The organism is Cytobacillus luteolus (genome assembly GCF_017873715.1).
Lineage (GTDB): Bacteria > Bacillota > Bacilli > Bacillales > Bacillaceae_L > Bacillus_BV > Bacillus_BV luteola.
Genome location: NZ_JAGGKM010000003.1, coordinates 126,804 through 144,528 on the forward strand (window position 1 = coordinate 126,804; position 17,725 = coordinate 144,528).

The 17,725-nt window shown below is 35.0% G+C and carries 16 protein-coding genes; 14 read left to right on the plus strand and 2 right to left on the minus strand.

Features of this window, described 5'->3' with window-relative positions; genetic code table 11:
• Positions 1-104 precede the first annotated feature (104 nt).
• The 10 genes from rluB (at position 105) to J2Z26_RS09105 (ending at position 11,210) form a co-directional block, all read left to right on the plus strand.
• Entirely contained in the window at positions 105-842 is a 738-nt protein-coding gene (rluB, locus tag J2Z26_RS09060; RefSeq protein ID WP_193539580.1) for a 23S rRNA pseudouridine(2605) synthase RluB, read from the plus strand.
• A gap of 199 nt (positions 843-1,041) precedes the next feature.
• The gene (gene resA / locus J2Z26_RS09065; protein WP_193539579.1) at positions 1,042-1,563 is read left to right on the plus strand and encodes a thiol-disulfide oxidoreductase ResA; all 522 of its coding nucleotides are present in this window, start codon (positions 1,042-1,044) and stop codon (positions 1,561-1,563) included.
• Positions 1,564-1,578: 15 nt separating this feature from the next.
• Positions 1,579-3,228, plus strand: coding sequence for a cytochrome c biogenesis ResB family protein (locus J2Z26_RS09070; RefSeq protein WP_193539578.1), 1,650 nt, complete (start codon positions 1,579-1,581; stop codon positions 3,226-3,228).
• 3 nt (positions 3,229-3,231) lie between these two features.
• Positions 3,232-4,404, plus strand: coding sequence for a c-type cytochrome biogenesis protein CcsB (ccsB, locus tag J2Z26_RS09075; RefSeq protein WP_193539577.1), 1,173 nt, complete (start codon positions 3,232-3,234; stop codon positions 4,402-4,404).
• A gap of 157 nt (positions 4,405-4,561) precedes the next feature.
• Positions 4,562-5,278 (plus strand): response regulator transcription factor, encoded by a 717-nt coding sequence (locus J2Z26_RS09080; RefSeq protein ID WP_193539576.1) that lies wholly within the window; start codon positions 4,562-4,564, stop codon positions 5,276-5,278.
• Positions 5,275-7,059, plus strand: coding sequence for an ATP-binding protein (locus J2Z26_RS09085; RefSeq protein ID WP_227413848.1), 1,785 nt, complete (start codon positions 5,275-5,277; stop codon positions 7,057-7,059). Before J2Z26_RS09080 ends, J2Z26_RS09085 begins: the two co-directional genes overlap by 4 nt.
• Positions 7,060-7,325: 266 nt before the next feature.
• Complete coding sequence (gene sigX, locus J2Z26_RS09090) at positions 7,326-7,877, plus strand: RNA polymerase sigma factor SigX (protein ID WP_193469288.1); 552 nt, start codon at positions 7,326-7,328, stop codon at positions 7,875-7,877.
• On the plus strand, positions 7,852-9,087 hold the full coding sequence (locus tag J2Z26_RS09095) for a hypothetical protein (RefSeq protein WP_193539575.1): 1,236 nt from the start codon (positions 7,852-7,854) through the stop codon (positions 9,085-9,087). The genes sigX and J2Z26_RS09095 overlap by 26 nt, the downstream gene beginning before the upstream one ends.
• Positions 9,088-9,293: 206 nt before the next feature.
• A complete protein-coding gene (locus tag J2Z26_RS22390) occupies positions 9,294-10,298 on the plus strand; it encodes a peptidoglycan DD-metalloendopeptidase family protein (protein ID WP_193539574.1) in 1,005 nt (334 codons plus the stop codon).
• A 102-nt stretch (positions 10,299-10,400) separates the two neighbouring features.
• Positions 10,401-11,210, plus strand: a complete 810-nt coding sequence (locus tag J2Z26_RS09105) for a histidinol-phosphatase (protein WP_193539573.1) — start codon at positions 10,401-10,403, stop codon at positions 11,208-11,210.
• A gap of 363 nt (positions 11,211-11,573) precedes the next feature.
• On the opposite strand, the gene serA is transcribed toward J2Z26_RS09105, so the two are convergent.
• Positions 11,574-13,148, minus strand: a complete 1,575-nt coding sequence (gene serA, locus J2Z26_RS09110; protein ID WP_193539572.1) for a phosphoglycerate dehydrogenase — start codon at positions 13,146-13,148, stop codon at positions 11,574-11,576.
• 151 nt (positions 13,149-13,299) lie between these two features.
• Positions 13,300-13,548, minus strand: a complete 249-nt coding sequence (locus J2Z26_RS09115) for a 4Fe-4S domain-containing protein (RefSeq protein WP_193469280.1) — start codon at positions 13,546-13,548, stop codon at positions 13,300-13,302.
• A 324-nt stretch (positions 13,549-13,872) separates the two neighbouring features.
• On the opposite strand from J2Z26_RS09115, the gene J2Z26_RS09120 reads away from it, so the two are divergent.
• Genes J2Z26_RS09120 through J2Z26_RS09135 form a run of 4 tightly spaced genes read left to right on the plus strand, consistent with a single transcriptional unit; the run spans position 13,873 to position 17,723 of the window.
• The gene (locus J2Z26_RS09120; RefSeq protein ID WP_193539571.1) at positions 13,873-14,940 is read left to right on the plus strand and encodes a YpbB family protein; all 1,068 of its coding nucleotides are present in this window, start codon (positions 13,873-13,875) and stop codon (positions 14,938-14,940) included.
• Positions 14,930-16,456 (plus strand): RecQ family ATP-dependent DNA helicase, encoded by a 1,527-nt coding sequence (locus J2Z26_RS09125; protein ID WP_193539570.1) that lies wholly within the window; start codon positions 14,930-14,932, stop codon positions 16,454-16,456. Before J2Z26_RS09120 ends, J2Z26_RS09125 begins: the two co-directional genes overlap by 11 nt.
• Before the next feature lie 5 nt (positions 16,457-16,461).
• Complete coding sequence (locus J2Z26_RS09130; protein ID WP_227413847.1) at positions 16,462-17,052, plus strand: CPBP family intramembrane glutamic endopeptidase; 591 nt, start codon at positions 16,462-16,464, stop codon at positions 17,050-17,052.
• Positions 17,053-17,063: 11 nt separating this feature from the next.
• Positions 17,064-17,723 (plus strand): LysM peptidoglycan-binding domain-containing protein, encoded by a 660-nt coding sequence (locus J2Z26_RS09135; RefSeq protein WP_193539569.1) that lies wholly within the window; start codon positions 17,064-17,066, stop codon positions 17,721-17,723.
• Positions 17,724-17,725 lie beyond the last annotated feature (2 nt).

The window sequence follows — 17,725 nt, forward strand, 5'->3', positions numbered from 1 at the left end:
CAATCTTTTTAAAAACATGTTTTGATATAAAAACATCATCATAATTTGTAGAATACTTGAGAAAAATGAAGTAAAGAAGTAAGATGTTTAAAGAGGTGAACGTGATGGAAAGATTACAGAAAGTTATTGCCCACGCAGGCGTAGCTTCGAGACGAAAAGCAGAGGAATTAATCCTTGATGGAAGAGTAACAGTTAACGGTAAAGTAGTTAGAGAACTAGGCATTAAGGTAGGACCTAGTGATAAAGTAGAAGTAAATGGTGTACCTCTAGACAAAGAAGAACCAGTATACCATCTCCTATATAAACCCCGTGGAGTTATATCGAGTGTTTCTGATGATAAAGGTAGAAAGGTTGTTACTGACTTTTTCCCACATATTACACAAAGAATTTATCCAATTGGTAGATTAGATTATGATACTTCTGGTCTGTTATTGGTTACAAATGACGGTGAATTCGCAAACCTATTAATGCATCCAAAACATGAAGTAGATAAACTTTATGTAGCAAAGGTGAAAGGAATTCCGTCAAAGGAAAAATTAAGATTATTAGAAAAGGGCATTCAGTTAGAGGACGGTAAAACGGCACCTGCAAAGGTTAAAATGCTATCCGTAGACAAGAAAAAACAAACTGCAATTATAGAGATAACGATACATGAAGGTAGAAATAGACAAGTACGTAGAATGTTTGATGCAATTGGGCATGAAGTGTTGAAGCTAAAGCGAGAAAAATATGGTTTCTTAACTCTGTCTGGACTAAGCACAGGTGATTCAAGGGAACTATCACCTCATGAAGTAAAACAATTACGAGCAATTGTTACAACAAAGGGACATAGACTAAACTAATTTTGTCAAGTAGAAGAAATCACCAAACGGTTGATTTCTTCAAGTGTTTTAATGGGAGTTACTTTATTTTGTCACATAACCTTCATATTATTGAGAAGGTACTATTGTTGAAAAATGCTATAATTTAAGGTGAGATTTTTTAAGCACCTATGTATCAAGATTTATATTAGGAATATGGCAGGTAGGGAGTTTTTTTATCATGAAGAAGAATCGGTTGGTTATTCGTACAATTATTCTATTATTACTTGCATCTGCACTTGGCTATACTTTATACAGTAATTTTTTTGTGAGTAAGGAGAAAGTTAATGTTGGAGATATGGCACCTGATTTTGTTCTTTCAGACTTAAATGGCGAGAAACACCGTTTATCAGATTATCGTGGACAAGGTGTTTTCTTAAATTTTTGGGGTACTTGGTGTAAACCTTGTGAAAAGGAAATGCCATATATGGAGAACCAATATAATGTTTATAAAGATCAGGGCGTACAGATCATAGCCGTAAATGTGGGTGAACCATTATTAAGTGTAAGTAAATTTGTTGATAGTTATGGATTAACATTTCCGGTAGTGATTGATAAAGGAGATCAGGTGTTAAATGCATATGGTATTGATCCATTACCAACAACGCTACTAATTGATAAAGATGGAAGAGTTGTAGAAATTATTACGGGTAGTATGACTGAACGAATGGTTATGGACAAAATGGAGCTTATTAAGCCATAGTTAGGGAGTTTTATCATGGAACTTGAACAAGTAAAGTGTGAATGTGGACATGTTAACCCACATGGGACTGTCTTATGTGAATCATGCGGTAAACCTTTAATTGAAGATACTAGTCAAAAACTTTTAGATATGAGATACGAGGGGAGTGCAAGGCGCTCTCAAACTTATAATAAGACAGTAATTGATCAGATTTGGAACTTTTTCTCATCTGTTAAGGTTGGGGTTTGGTTAATTGTTGTAACTTTAGTTGCGTCTGCACTTGGAACGATATATCCTCAAGAAATGTATATACCGCCTACGGTTACAGCAGCTGAATATTATGAGGATCAGTATGGCTTTACAGGAGCAATGTATTATCAGCTAGGATTTCATAATTTGTATGGTTCTTGGTGGTATATGATACTTATTGCTTCAATTGGTATATCGCTTGTGATATGTAGTTTGGATCGTGTTGTTCCTTTATATCGTGCTCTTAAAAAGCAAGGAATAAAAAGAAATGAAGGTTTTTTACGACGTCAACGTTTATTTAGTAGTACTAAAGTAGATAATTATGAGGAAATCTATGATACTATAAAATCAAATCTTCAAAAGAAGCGTTACAACGTTAGAGAAGAAAATGGTAATATTCTTGCCGAAAAAGGCCGATTTTCTAGATGGGGTCCATATGTAAACCATGTTGGTCTTATTATTTTTCTTATAGGGGCTATGCTTCGCTTTTTCCCTGGCATGTATACCGATGAAGTAATGTGGATACGTGAAGGAGAAACAAAAAGCATTCCTGGAACCAACGGGCAATACTTCTTAAAAAATGAAGAGTTTATAAAGGAAGTTTATGAAGAAGGTAAGGAAGATGAAGTATTTAATGAGGCTATAAACCGTGCAGGAAGCGGAATGGTTGTAAAGAATTACCAAACAAATGTAACTCTTTATGAACGTGACGAAAATGCAATACCAGGTGAAGAGGCAGAACTAATTAAGGTAAAAGATCATGATATTAAGGTTAATATTCCTTTAAAGCATGACCACTATGCTTTGTACCAGGTAGATTATAAATTAGATGAACTAAGCACTATGTCATTTAATTTGGTTAATAAGGCAAGTCAAGAATCAATGGGGAACATCAAGATTGACCTTCGTGACCCACAACTAAAATATGATCTACAAAATGATTACTCAATTGAAATTGTTAGTTATTTTCCGGATTTTTATTTTGACAATGATGGGAATCCTGCTTCAAAGTCGAAGATACCAAATAACCCGGCCTTTGTATTTAAAATGTATAGTCCACAAAAGCCAGAAGGTGAAATTAGCTTTGTAGCGATTCAACAAAACCTTGAACCTTTTGGAGATAACACTTATAAAATGTCTTTCTCTGGAATCGAAACGAAGGATGTTTCTGCTTTAATCGTAAGACGTGATTTTACACTTTGGATCTTAGGATTAGGTGGTATAATTTTTATGGTGGGTGTTGTCCAAGGTATGTATTGGGTTCACCGTCGAGTATGGGTACAAAAAGTAAATGGTGAGATTCTGATTGCTGGTCACACAAATAAAAACTGGTTCGGTTTAAAAAATGAGATTAATTCCATTTTAATGGATACAAAATTAAACCTACCTATTGACCAGACACAAGAAGAAGAAAAAGTCACAAAAGGGAGTGAATAATAGGTGGCTGAACTTAGTGGGAATTTTTTATACGTAGCATTTTTTCTTTATTTATTCGCTACATTTGTATTTGCTGGTTCAATTCGCGATAAAAATAGTAAATCGAATGTAAAAAAATGGGCTAATACAGGAATTGGACTTACAATTATTGGGTTTCTTTTTCAAACAGCTTACTTTATAACTAGATGGGTTGCAGCAGGACATGCTCCTGTTAGTAATCTTTTTGAATTTACAACATTCTTTGGCATGATGTTAGTACTAGCATTTATTATTATCTATTTCATTTATAAAACAAGTGCTCTTGGATTATTTACTTTACCCGTTGCAGTTCTTTTAATTGCATATGCAAGTATGTTTCCAAGAGAAATATCTCCACTAATCCCAGCTTTGCAAAGTGATTGGCTTGCTATTCACGTTTCAACTGCTGCAGCAGGACAAGCAATTCTTGCAATCAGCTTTGTAGCTGGTGTCCTTTACTTAGTAAAAGCTGTAGATCAAACGGTTAAAAGCAAGAAGACTTTCTGGCTTGAATCAATTATGTACACTTTAGTAGTTACGGTGGGCTTCATTATTGTATCCTCTATTTTTGGAGGAATGGGGTATGAGTCTACCTTCAAATGGATTGATAAAAATGATAGAGAATCACAAATGGTTTACCATCTCCCGGCATTAGTAGGCCCAAATGAAGGTGAACTACTTACAGAGAATAAATTTGAACCACTTATTGAACTACCTGCAATTATTAGTGCGCGTAAGTTAAATACAGTTATTTGGTCATTTTTAGTTGGTACAATTTTATATGGATTATTAAGATTAGTATTACGTAAGAGAATTGCAGCTGCAATTCAACCGGCCGTTAAGAATATAAATTTAGACCTTGTAGATGAAATTAGTTATCGTTCTGTTACGATAGGCTTTCCAGTCTTTACATTAGGAGCATTGATTTTCGCTATGATTTGGGCGCAAATTGCCTGGACCAGATTCTGGGGTTGGGATCCTAAAGAAGTATGGGCACTTATTACGTTTTTATTCTACGCTGCGTACTTACATTTGCGTCTCTCAAAAGGCTGGCATGGTGAGAAATCAGCTTGGTTAGCAGTTATTGGCTTCGCAATTATTATGTTTAACCTTATTTTTGTCAATTTGGTAATTGCAGGTCTACACTCTTACGCATAATGATGTAAAAAATACATTAGACCTTCCCAGAATGGAGAAGGTCTTTTTAATACAAGAATGTGATAAATGTTACAGAGGCTTTCTAAAAATAAGGTTACTATAGTGGTAATAATATAAATTATTCTTTTAAAGATAGAGATTAAGGGAGTTGTTTTGAATGGAAAATGAAGCAAGAATTTTAGTTGTTGATGATGAGGAAAGAATTCGCCGCTTATTAAAAATGTACTTAGAACGCGAAAACTATCTAATTGAAGAGGCTGAAAATGGTGATCAGGCATTAGAGAAAGCCATTCAGACAGATTATGACTTGATCCTTCTAGATATCATGATGCCTGGAAAAGATGGTATTGAGGTTTGTCGTGAATTACGTGAAAAGAAAGCTACTCCAATTATTATGCTTACAGCAAAAGGTGAAGAAGTAAATCGTGTACAAGGTTTTGAAGTAGGGACAGATGACTATATCGTTAAGCCGTTTAGTCCACGTGAAGTAGTACTAAGAGTAAAAGCACTATTAAGACGTTCTTCATCAACATCTTACTTACAAACGGAAACAACAACGAAGGATGTTATTGTATTTCCACATTTAACGATAGATAATGATGCACACCGAGTAACTGCTGATGGCAGAGAAGTTGGCTTAACTCCAAAAGAATATGAGTTACTATATTTCCTGGCAAAAGCTCCGGATAAGGTATTTGATAGAGAGCAGTTGTTGAAGGAAGTATGGCACTATGAATTTTTCGGAGACCTTCGTACTGTCGACACGCATGTAAAACGACTTAGAGAAAAGCTAAACAAGGTATCTACCGAAGCTGCTAAAATGATTGTGACTGTATGGGGTGTTGGTTACAAGTTTGAGGTAGTTAATGGATGATGTTTTGGCGAAGTGTAGTAGGTAAGCTCTGGATTACCATTTTATTACTCGTTTCATTTGTATTATTTACATTAACTATTCTGCTATTAGAGTTCTTTGAGAATTACCACGTGCGAGAGGCGGAACAAGGCTTAACCCAAATCGCATCAAAGATTGCTTTTATTATGGAGTCGCATAAGGATAAAGAACTAGCAAGGGAAATCTCATGGGAGCTAATAGATGATAATACGAATGTTATTATAATTGAAGATGAAGACACACATTGGTATTCCCCAGGTGATCAGGGAAGTAAAAGTTTAACATATAAATTTATAGAAAACCATCCTGAGCTGTATAAAACGATTACTGATGATAAGACTGTTTCTCAACGTATGGATTTAAACGGAAGCAATGTTACAAATGGCAATTCCGAAGAGATGTTTATCATTGGGACCCCATTACATGTGGATAATAAAAAACAGGGAGCTGTATTTTTATATCAATCCTTAAACGAGGTAAGGGAAACAACGAAGCAAACTACCAGATTTATTTTACTTGCAGCAGGTATTGCTATTGTATTAACAACAATTTTTGCGTTTTTCCTATCCACTCGAATTACAGCACCGCTAAGAAAAATGCGACAAGCAGCTTTTGAAGTGGCAAGAGGGAAGTTTGATACAAAAGTTCCAATGTTAACTCATGATGAAATTGGAGAATTGGCTGTTGCCTTTAACCAAATGGCCAGGCAGCTTAAATTCAATCTAAACGCACTTAACCAGGAAAAAGAGCAGTTATCAAGTGTATTAAGTAGTATGGCAGATGGAGTTATTACCCTAAGTAGAGATGGAACTGTTTTAGTAACTAATCCTCCTGCAGAGCGATTTTTACAGGCTTGGTATTATCAGCAAGGCATGCAAAGTAAAGATGGAGAAGAATTACCTTCAGAGATGACTGAATTATTTCAAAATGTTGTTTCAATTGAAAAAGAACAAATTATAGAAATAAGCATGCAAGGACGTAGTTGGGTTATTTTAATGAGTCCTTTATATAACCAAACATACATCCGCGGAGCAGTAGCAGTCATTAGGGACATGACAGAAGAACGAAGATTAGATAAGTTAAGAGAGGATTTTATTGCAAATGTCTCTCATGAACTTAGAACACCAATTTCCATGCTGCAAGGATATAGTGAAGCGATTATTGATGATATTGCAAGTACTGAAGAAGAAAAAAGAGAAATTGCCAAGGTAATTTATGATGAATCACTTCGTATGGGCAGGTTAGTCAATGACCTATTAGACCTCGCACGAATGCAAGCAAGTCATATTAGTCTTAATATAGAAGAAGCTGAAATTACCGAGTTAGTTAATAGGATTATTAGAAAGTTTCAGGGACCTGCTAAAGAAAGGAATATTAAGCTATCATTAGTAAAACCTGATTCTTTAGGTGCTTTTCAACTAGATCCTGATCGAATTGAACAGGTATTAACAAACCTAATTGATAACGCACTTCGACATACGGAAAGTGAAGGGAATGTTACCTTACAGGTTGACCTACAAGAAGGTGGCTTGCTGATTGATGTTAAGGATTCAGGATCAGGAATACCTGAAGAGGATTTACCTTTTGTGTTTGAACGATTTTATAAGGCTGACAAAGCTAGAACGAGGGGAAGATCAGGTACTGGTTTAGGCTTGGCGATTGTAAAAAATATTATTGACGCACACCAAGGACACATATCCGTCCATAGCAAAATAAACGAAGGTACGACATTTACTTTCTTTATCCCTCGAAAAATAGAGTAATTTGAGGAGTAATGACGTAAAATCTTGTTCCATGAGAAACATTTTAAAAGCAATAGAAAATTGAATCCGTCCAGGTAGGATGGGTTCTTTATTTTTATATAGTCTTTTCTCAGGTTTTACGATATGGTAAATTAATAGAATAGTATGTAAGAAGAATATGTAATTGTAGGTGTTGATAATTACAACTACTCTTTAAAAAATCCACAAAAGAAACTGTAACTTTTAAATACATTGTTACGACTAATTTATTGAACGGGAGGATAAGTATGGACGCCGTGTTTCAAGAGCTCTATGAAAAATATCATCACGATGTCTTTTCATTTTTGTTCTATATGGTTAAAAATCGTGAACAAGCTGAGGACCTCGTTCAAGAAGTATATATAAGAGTACTGAAATCCTATGATAGGTTTGAAGGGAAAAGCAGTGAAAAAACGTGGTTGTTTTCTATAGCTAGGCATGTCGCTATTGATTCCTTTAGAAAGCAGAAGGGTTGGAAACAAAGAATATTAGACTCTTTTGACTGGAATAAGCAGCAGGTCATAGATTATGCACCTTTACCAGAGGAAATAGCTTTACAAAATGAACAGATTCAAACAATGTACCGATGCTTGGATAAATGTACAGTTGACCAACGTCTTGTTTTGGTTCTTCGTTATATTCAATCCTTATCCATCTCAGAAACAGCAGAAAGCTTAGGCTGGACTGAAAGTAAGGTTAAAACAACCCAGCATCGAGCTTTAAAGATATTAAAAGGATATATGGAAGAACTTGTGATAAAGGAGGAGATCGTTGATGAAAAAGTCCGAGTGGAACGATGAGCAACTAGAACATTTGTTAAGTCAGATGCCAATTGTTAAAGACAATCGTGACCCACGTGAAATTTATCAAAGTATTTCCTCTAAGGTAAAGAGAAAGAAAAAGAATACGTGGATCATTCCTTCCCTAGCTACGGCAGCAGCATTAGCATTAATTGTTCTAATTGGACCTTCTTTCTTGAACACTTCTTTTGATACTTCACAGGGTGGAGGCAATCAAGAAAGTAGTTCAGAAGATATAAACATGACGATGGTCACTGATGCTCCAAAAGAAGAAAATGGAGCTCCAAAGATGACTACGATAACTAATGATGACAGTGCAAATCGAGAATTGGCTATTACATCTATAGAGGAACCAGCCAGCTATGTTATTCGGGATTATATGGATAAAAAGCTGTTTACATTTGGGGTACCAGATCCTATGGTCCACACAGTCATACCTGTAAGTGTTCTTGTGGATTGGTCTGATCAGAGTCATATTGGCTTATTACCAGATGTCATTCAAAAAGTGAATGATAAACTGATAAGTTCTGAATATAATACACAGTTCCCTCTGGCACAGTATACATTTACTGAAAAGCAAAATGAGGATGGTACTAAAAATATCATTTTAGATTTTGGTCAAGATAGGAATCCAGAATCTTTTGCCTCAGCTGAATCAATGGCGTTCTGGGGTGCAGTAAAAGAAACCTTCCGTTGGTTTGATGATACCTATAAAGAAATTGAGTTTCACCAAAACGGAAAGCAGGGTGTAATGATTGGTCAGTCTGGAATTGTAGAGACGTCCTATAAGTTAGAAAAAGCTGGGAAAAGGGCATATTTTATGTATGTTCCCTTTGAAAATGGACGAAAATTTCTAGTCCCAAATGAAGTTACAGGAAAGTCATCTACATTTTCAGATGCATTGGAAACAATGAGAAATAATATAGAAATCGGCTCATTTGTCCTTCAACCAACGATTCTCCAATCTGTTAATTTTGAAATTGATGAAACGGATAGTCAAAATGCAACTATTACATTTACAGAAGATACTATTTTGGAAAACAGTGATACTTTCGTATTTATGATTGAAGCCATCATGCTTACAGCTAAAGAATTCGGATATCAAACAGTCACATTTAATAATGCGAATATAGATTTTATTGGATCCTGGGATCTAACAGGAGTAGAAAACACTGTTCCAATTGCACCTAATCCAATAACACTTGACTAAAGAAGAAAGGCTGCTGCCTTTCTTTTTTGTGTTCAAAAAATTTTACATAATTTAATAAGTGTTTTCAAATAATGTTAAGGTGCTTATTGCACTTGGGTAAAAAAGGTATCTACATACATGAGTGTGTTTAGGTACTTGTTCTATTTCTAGACAGGCAGACATAGGATACATATAGAATTTTGTATCAACATTAAGGAGGAACAACAATGCAAGATCTAATAAGACGTCTAGCTGTAGTAGTTATTATGGGAATTTGCATAGGGCTATTATTTATTGGAGGTCGAACAATTAGCGCGCATACAATCTCTTATGAAGATAAAGCTGAAAATTGGGTATGGCCGGTTGCAGGAGAAATAACTGATTACTATGGAACGAGAGCTGGGAAGCATAAAGGAATTGATATCGCAGCACCAACCGGGGCAGATACATATTCTGTTGATGAAGGAATTGTAAAAAAATCATATTATTCATATACATATGGTCACGTCGTATTTATTGCTCATCCTAGTGGTTTTGAGACAGTCTATGCACACCTCAGCAAGCGAAGTGTTAAAGAAGGGGACTATGTTAAGAGAGGCGGAAAGATAGGTGAAATAGGTAGTACAGGCAGGTCTACAGGGGCGCATCTCCATTTCGAGGTGCATTTTGGTGAGTGGAACTATAACAAAAACAATTCAATTGATCCCTTAATGGTTTTAAATGTAGATGAAATGCTTGTATCAAATGATACAGCTTTATCAAATGATGAAACTATATCAGAAGAAGATATAACGAATGCCAGTGCATATTCTTTTGGGCCAGTTTATGAAGGAGAATTATTTGATAGTTGGAATTCAATTGAATACGAGGCTGGGCAGCTGCTTTCAAGTTCAATGGTTGTAGCAAGTTTACCTGAGAGAAAACCAAATATCTCAAATGGTAAAAAAATTATTGTTGAACCAAATGAAACACTATGGGATATTTCACAGGAGTATCTCGTCTCAATTGAATCCATTATGAAGTGGAATAATTTAAATAGTGATTTATTAATGATAGGTCAAGAATTAATAATACATGCAACAATGGATGAAGTATATGTTGTGAAGTCGGGAGATACTTTACCGGAGATAGCAATTAAAACAGGAACGACTGTTGAAAAAATTAAAGAAATGAACAATCTTAATCGAAATATCGTCCATCCAAATCAAATTTTAATAATTAATAGTAAGTAGTAAGTAATTGAGTGAAAACTCTGTCAGCTTATTGTAATTGTAAAAGCCTAAGCTATAATTAATTAAAAAGTATCTGCTTTAATAGGGAAGGAGATTACAGAAATGCTGACAGATTATCATAATCATCTAGAACGGGGTACTTTGTCATTAGATTATCTGACTCAATTCACAAATGCTGCGGTCGAAAGAGGAATCAATCATTTTGGTATTTCTGAACATGCTTATCATTTTTATCAAACGAAAAGTATTTTAAGTAATCCTTGGATAGAAGAAAGACGAATATATGATATGAAGGATTATGTTAACCTTTTTTATGATGCATGGAATCAAAACATTGATGTGAAAATGTCGATAGAAATGGATTACACCACTGGAAAACATGAAGAAATGAATGAGTTTATTAAGAGCTATGAATTTGACTATTGTATCGGTTCAATCCATTGGATAGATGATTTTGGAATTGATTTAGCTGAGTTTAAAACTGAATGGGAAAGACGAGACCTTTATACAATCTATCGTAGGTATTATGATCAAGTGGAGTCACTCGCACAATCCAACCTTTTTGATATAGTGGGTCATCTTGATCTTGTTAAAATCTTTAACTATGTTCCAAAAGACGAAGAGTTTTTACTTGAGCAATATGATCGTGCTACCACCGCTCTAGCTAATTCCAAAACGTGTGTAGAAATAAGTACAGCCGGTCTACGAAAGCAAACTAAAAGTTTATATCCTGATAGAAAATTATTAGAGATGTGCTATACAAAAGGGGTTCCTATTGTCTTTTCATCTGACGCACACGTTCCCGAGCATGTGGGAGCAGATTATGACCAAGCCATAAAACTTGCAAGACAGGTAGGCTACACAACCATTATGACCTTTTCTAAGGGTGAACGGAAAGAAATAAGATTTTGAAATCAAATGGATTTCGATCTATTTCTTTTCCCCTTTTTTGTTTCCTCTTTATATACAAGTCACAGAGTTGTTTGGAGGGGAAGGCACTTGACTCCTGCGGGACGTAGAGGAAAGGTCGAGACCCCACAGACGGAACGTCGAGGAGGCTCGACTTCCTCCCCGATGGAATTCGCTCTTGAAAAAGCCAGCAGTTGGGCTTTTTCATAATTCCCCGCGGAAAGCAAGTGCCTGGACCGGAAATCAACGGACAATAATACAATAACAATCTAAATACAACTTGTAGTAAATCTATATATAGAATAAGGCTGCCATCAAAGTCTAACAGTTTAACTTTGAGGACAGCCTATTTTTGATTTCTTGACGTTATAAATCAATCTTTCTAACCGAAACAATATCCTGCGATTTCTGAAGAGTTTTAACCGTATCATCTTGTAGTGGGGCATCAAATGATAAAATCATGATGGCTTCTCCACCTATTTCTTTGCGTCCAACCTGCATTGTCGCAATGTTTACCTCGATATCTCCTAATAGCTTTCCTACTCTACCAATGACCCCAGGTCGATCTGTATGTTGAATATACAGGAGGTGTCCACTTGGATTAAAGTCTATTTTAAATCCATTTAACATTACAATTCGAGTCCCGTAGTCTGCAACATAAATTCCTTGGATTGTAAAGGAATTCTTCTCACCAATGACTTTAACTGTAATTGAATTTGAAAAACTTGAAGTACTAGAAGAATAGGACTCTCCAAAAGTAATTCCTCTTTCTTTAGCAATTAGAGCTGCGTTTACTTCGTTCACAGTTGATGCCACTCGTGACTTTAAAAATCCTGACAACAAGCTTTTAGAAATAAAGGTTGTTTCCAATTCAGTAACAAGTCCTGCATAGGTGATGTTAACTTCCTTCACTGCTTCCTTCATACATTGAGACAAAATTAACCCCATTTTATTAGCTAGTTCATAATAAGGTTGAATCTTTTCAAAAACTTCTCTAGATAAAGTAGGGAGGTTTATTGAGGAAGTAACAGGCTTACCCTCAAAAAAATGTACTATTTCTTTTGCGACTTGTGAAGCAACATTTAGTTGTGCTTCCTTTGTTGATGCCCCTAAATGAGGTGTAACAATCACTTGTTCAAATTCTAGAAGTCTATTATCTAGAGGAGGTTCAACCTCAAAAACATCAAGCGCTGCTCCTGCAACATGCCCATTTTCAAGATAAGTAACAAGTGCCTGTTCGTCGATGATTCCGCCTCGTGCACAATTAATAACATATACCCCTTTTTTTGTCTTGGCTAGGTTATCATAGCTTAGTAAGTCTTTTGTCTCCTTTGTTAAAGGGGTATGTACAGTAATAATATCTGATAGACTTAAAACATCATCTAATGAGGTGGAAATTACCCCTAAATCTTCAGCTTTTGAATGAGTAAGAAATGGGTCATAAACTTGAACAGTCATCGAAAATGCTTTAGCTCTCTTAGCAATTTCGGTTCCGATTCTTCCTAAACCTATGATACCAAGGCACTTTCCGGCCAATTCAGTTCCAACAAAGGAGGTACGGTTCCAATTTCTAGATTTTACAGATATATTAGCTTGAGGGATATGTCGAACAAGAGAGGTCATCATTGCAAATGTATGTTCAGCCGTAGATAGTGTATTGCCATCGGGGGCATTTATTACAACAACCCCTTGTTTTGTCGCAGCTGTTACATCTATATTATCAACACCGACACCTGCTCTAGCAATGATTTGGAGGTTCTTCATTTTAGAAAGGAGTTCTTCCGTAACGATTGTAGCACTTCTTACTAAAAGGGCATCAAACTCGTGTAATATATCCTCAACCTCTGACACTTTATTCTGTATCACACGAATGGATTCATTACTTATTAAAGGTGCCAACCCTTCTTCACTTATTGAATCAGCTACTAAGATTTGAAACATATTTACCAACCTCCTTTTAAAATGTTAACGCAATATTCGGATAATTTATCATATAACATAGTGCCTGTCAATTAGAACACAGCACAAGTTTTGTTGGAATATATATAAAACAAAACCCTCTGGAAAAACCAGAGGGTTAAATTGCAGACTACTATTCGAATTTAAGTGCGTCTCCATCAAATGGTTCGTCAGCAACTTTAATTGAGTCTGTAGGACAGCCTTCAAAAGCGTCCATCATATCTTCTACAAGTACATCAGGAATCTCAACAATACCAGCGTTATCGTCAAGAGTTACGAATGCGATTCCATCATCATCGTAATCGTAAATATCAGGTGCTGCTGCACCACATGCTCCACATGCGATACAAGTTTCTTTGTCAACAATAGTGTACTTTGCCATGAGTAAAAACCTCCCGAAAATTAACAATACATAAGAAATAAATATTGTACTATATAAGTTCCGCATCCTAACAAATAGAACTTACTATTAGGTGGAAACGTATCCTCAACACTTATTGTAATCGTGTTTTCAAAACTTTTCAATAGAAAAGTACATGAGAATGCTTATCACAAAAGGAATTCTGTAGTTTCCACTTATTATATTTCACATTTTTTTTAATTCTAAACCTACCGAATTCGGACTATAATTTGATACAATAAGTGCAAGTATGATTTTTTTCGACAATAACAGTATGCATTCTGTCGAATTAAGCTGGGTGAAGAGATGATTTTAGATGATCGTTCATATATTATTTTATTTTCCTTATTAAAGTTCAACGGGGAAAGAAGTATCTATGGTATTTATCATTTACTAACAGGGAAAAAATCGTCCCAGACGATCTTTGATTCTAATCTTTTTAATGTTTCACACCTTTTCTCATTGTTCCCTACTCTTACTAGAGATGAATTAGAAGAAGTTATTAGACTTTTACAACAACATAAATTAATTACTTATGTAAATGAAAATAAGTTTTTAATTACAGAAGAGGGAAAGAATCACATTAATGAATATGAGAGTAACTTTCCATTGCCATCGAATCTTCATGGCTGGAAATATTATCAAAGGGGATTGGTGTTTTGGGAACGATTATCTTTACTTGTTCAGGTACTGTCTAATCTGATCCATCGAGAAACACAGTATACCACTATAAATCAAGATCCTGCTGTTTTGCATTTCGTGAAGAACTATATTCTAAGGTTAGGTTTTAAGCGTGATGAGTTGGCAAGAAAGATTCATACAGAGGTTAGTGAAATATTGTCTTTAACTTCTAACAATGAAGCACTATTATTTGTTAATCGTCTAACAGGATACGGACGAATTGGTTATACATTCGAACAACTTTCTCACATAAATAATGTAGAAAAAACTAGAGTGTATTTACTATTCCATAATTTATTGCATACGTTCCTAATGAAAATTGAATCTAATCCAGGTAATTTTCCATACCTATATAATTTAGCAAATGATTTGTTTGATCAAATGAATTTGACTGTTTCCTCTTCTGAAACCTTAAAGTTTTTAAAAGCGGGAAAGACCATTAAAGATATTGCCCAAATTCGGGGCATAAAAGAAAATACAGTTGAAGACCATTTAGTGGAAATTGCACAAAGTGTGGAGAATTTTTCAATATCAAATTTTGTTCCATTAGATATCGAACGTGAGATACTAACTCTTCAGGAGACCTTACAAACTAATAAAATAAAGCCTATAAAGGAAAAGCTCGGTGATCATGTGTCTTATTTTCAAATCAGACTCGTGTTAGCTAAAAGCGGTGGACGTAATGGAACTTGAAAAAATATTAAAAAGAAAATTTAATTATAGTTCTTTTAGGTTTGGTCAACGGGAGATTATTCAAGATGTACTCGAAGGACATGATGTTTTAGCCATGCTTCCAACTGGTGGCGGTAAATCAATCTGCTATCAACTGCCTAGTTATATCATGGGTGGAACCTCCTTGATCATTTCACCATTATTATCCCTAATGGAGGATCAGGTTCAACAACTGAAGAAAAATGGAGAAAAAGATGTTATTGCACTTAATAGTTTTCTGACATTTTATGAAAAACAGAATGCTGTCAAAGAACTACGCAAATATAGATTTATTTTTACATCACCTGAGATGTTACAGTCACCTTTGGTAATCACAGCTCTTAAGAAGTGTAGGATATCCTTATTTGTTGTGGACGAAGCTCACTGTATTTCACAATGGGGACATGATTTCAGGCCAGATTACTCAAAACTGGGAGATATAAGGCGTACTTTGGGTAATCCTCCTTGTTTAGCATTAACAGCAACTGCAACGAAACAAGTTATTGAAGATATCTCAACTATGTTACTGCTTACTAAGGCAAAAAGACACATCTATTCAGTTGATCGTAAAAATATAGCAATTGTAGTGAAAAAAACAAATTCTCTAGACGATAAAATTTCGACTTTACTTGATAGAGTTCAGAAACTTCAGGGCCCTGGAATTATATATTTCTCAAGTAGACTTTGGGCCGAGAATATTGCGAACTATTTATTGGAGAAAGGGATAAAGAATGTTGCTTATTACCATGGAGGAATGGAGCAAGAGCATCGAATGCTAATTCAACAACAGTTTCTTAGCAATCAACTTGAGGTGATCTGTTGTACTAGTGCATTTGGAATGGGAATAAACAAACCCAATATACGCTACGTCATTCATTTTCATCTACCTTCTCAACTTGAATCTTATTTGCAAGAAATTGGTCGTGCAGGGAGAGATGGAAATAAAAGTATTGCGATTCTGCTGTATAGTCCAAATGATGAAGAAATTCCAGAGCAGCTTATTCACTATGAGCTTCCTCCAACTCAATCAATACGTACTATTCTAAACAGTTTAAATGAAAAACTAAAAAATAATGGGAATTTACACATTACGAGAGAAACTGAAGAAGAGATAATTAATAAAGCAGAAGTAAACGAGAATTATTGGAGATTTGTTAAACATCAATTAAAGGAATTCAATCTTCTCGACGATCACTTCTTTAGCGAAGAAATTGCAATTGATGAAGTCACCAATAATATTTCTCGAATTATAAAACAACGAATGGATCTTAAGAGTGAAAAATTATTATTTATGAAAAAATGGTTGTTTTCTAATTTATGTAGAAGAGAAAATATTCTAAGATACTTTGGAGAAGAGCTTTTAGATAAACCTGCAATTTGTTGTGATATATGTTCGGAGGACTTTCTGACATTTGAAACGCAAATTAAACAAGAAGCAAATACAACCATTACGGATTGGAGAGAAGAGCTAGGTCGCATTCTCTTAAAAGGTGAGTGAAAGAATTGAAAAATAAACAAGCTGAGATTGTTAAGGGAATGAATGACAGACAAATTTTATTTCACCTTTATGCAACTCAAGGACTACTAATAATCATTTCCATACTATTAGGTTTTTTTTTATTTCCTAATTTTTCTTCGTTCTTTGGCCTATGGACTTTGGATATAAGGGAAATCTTAATTTATGGGGGAGGTAGTGCACTCGTTGTTATCCTGTTAGATCTAGCCATGATGAGATATGTTCCTAAACGTTATCATGACGACGGAGGCATTAATGAGTTAGTGTTTAAAAAAAGAAATATTCCTCATATCTTTTTACTATGTTTACTCATAGCTTTTACTGAGGAGTTACTCTTTCGTGGCATCATTCAAACACACTTTGGCATTGTCATAGCAAGTATTGTTTTTGCGGTGTTACATGTACGATATTTATACAAATGGGTTTTATTTTTAGCAGTTATTATTCTTAGTTTCCTACTTGGGTACTTATATCTTATAACGGAGAATTTATATGTAACATTTTTCGCACACTTTCTAATAGACCTTGTATTTGCAATAAAAATTAGACTGGACTATATTCATTCATTAAAAGGATAGAGGTGATTATCTTGGATAGAGATACAACTCATGATCAGGCTGAGAAACTAAGACAGACTGTAAAGAATTCTTCAGAGAAGCTTCCTCCAAGAAGTGAAGTTCATAAAGATAAGAAAAAGAAGACAAAGATTCGATTTAAATATCCAGTTGTTCGTCTTTTGGCTTTGTTTTTTGTTCTTATACCAATTGTTATATTAAGTTATACGTTTCATTTTAAAGATGAACTAAAAACCCTTGTTCCAAAAGTTTCAACAGAAAATTACGATACCATCGATTTTGCAAAGCCTAGTGAAGATGAAAGTGTAGCAGAGGGTGAAAATCTCATTGAAGATGTTGTTAACGAACCAGAGAAGGTAGAGGAACCGAGTCAAACTGAACCAGGAGAAAAAGAAATTGCTGGTGCCACTCAAAGTGACATTGAAGATGAACAACCAGCAACTAATGTGCCAGATAACAGTTCAAAACAAACAGGACAGAAAGATTCCACCAAACAGCAATACAAGATAATTACTCATAAAGTAACTGCTGAAGAAACGCTATATAGTATTTCAATAAAATATTATAAAAGCCGAGCAGGTGAAGAAATCATTCGTGAGTGGAATAACCTAGAACAAACCAAAATTTACGAAGGACAAATTTTAGAAATTCCGTTAGAGCAAAATAAAGAATAGGT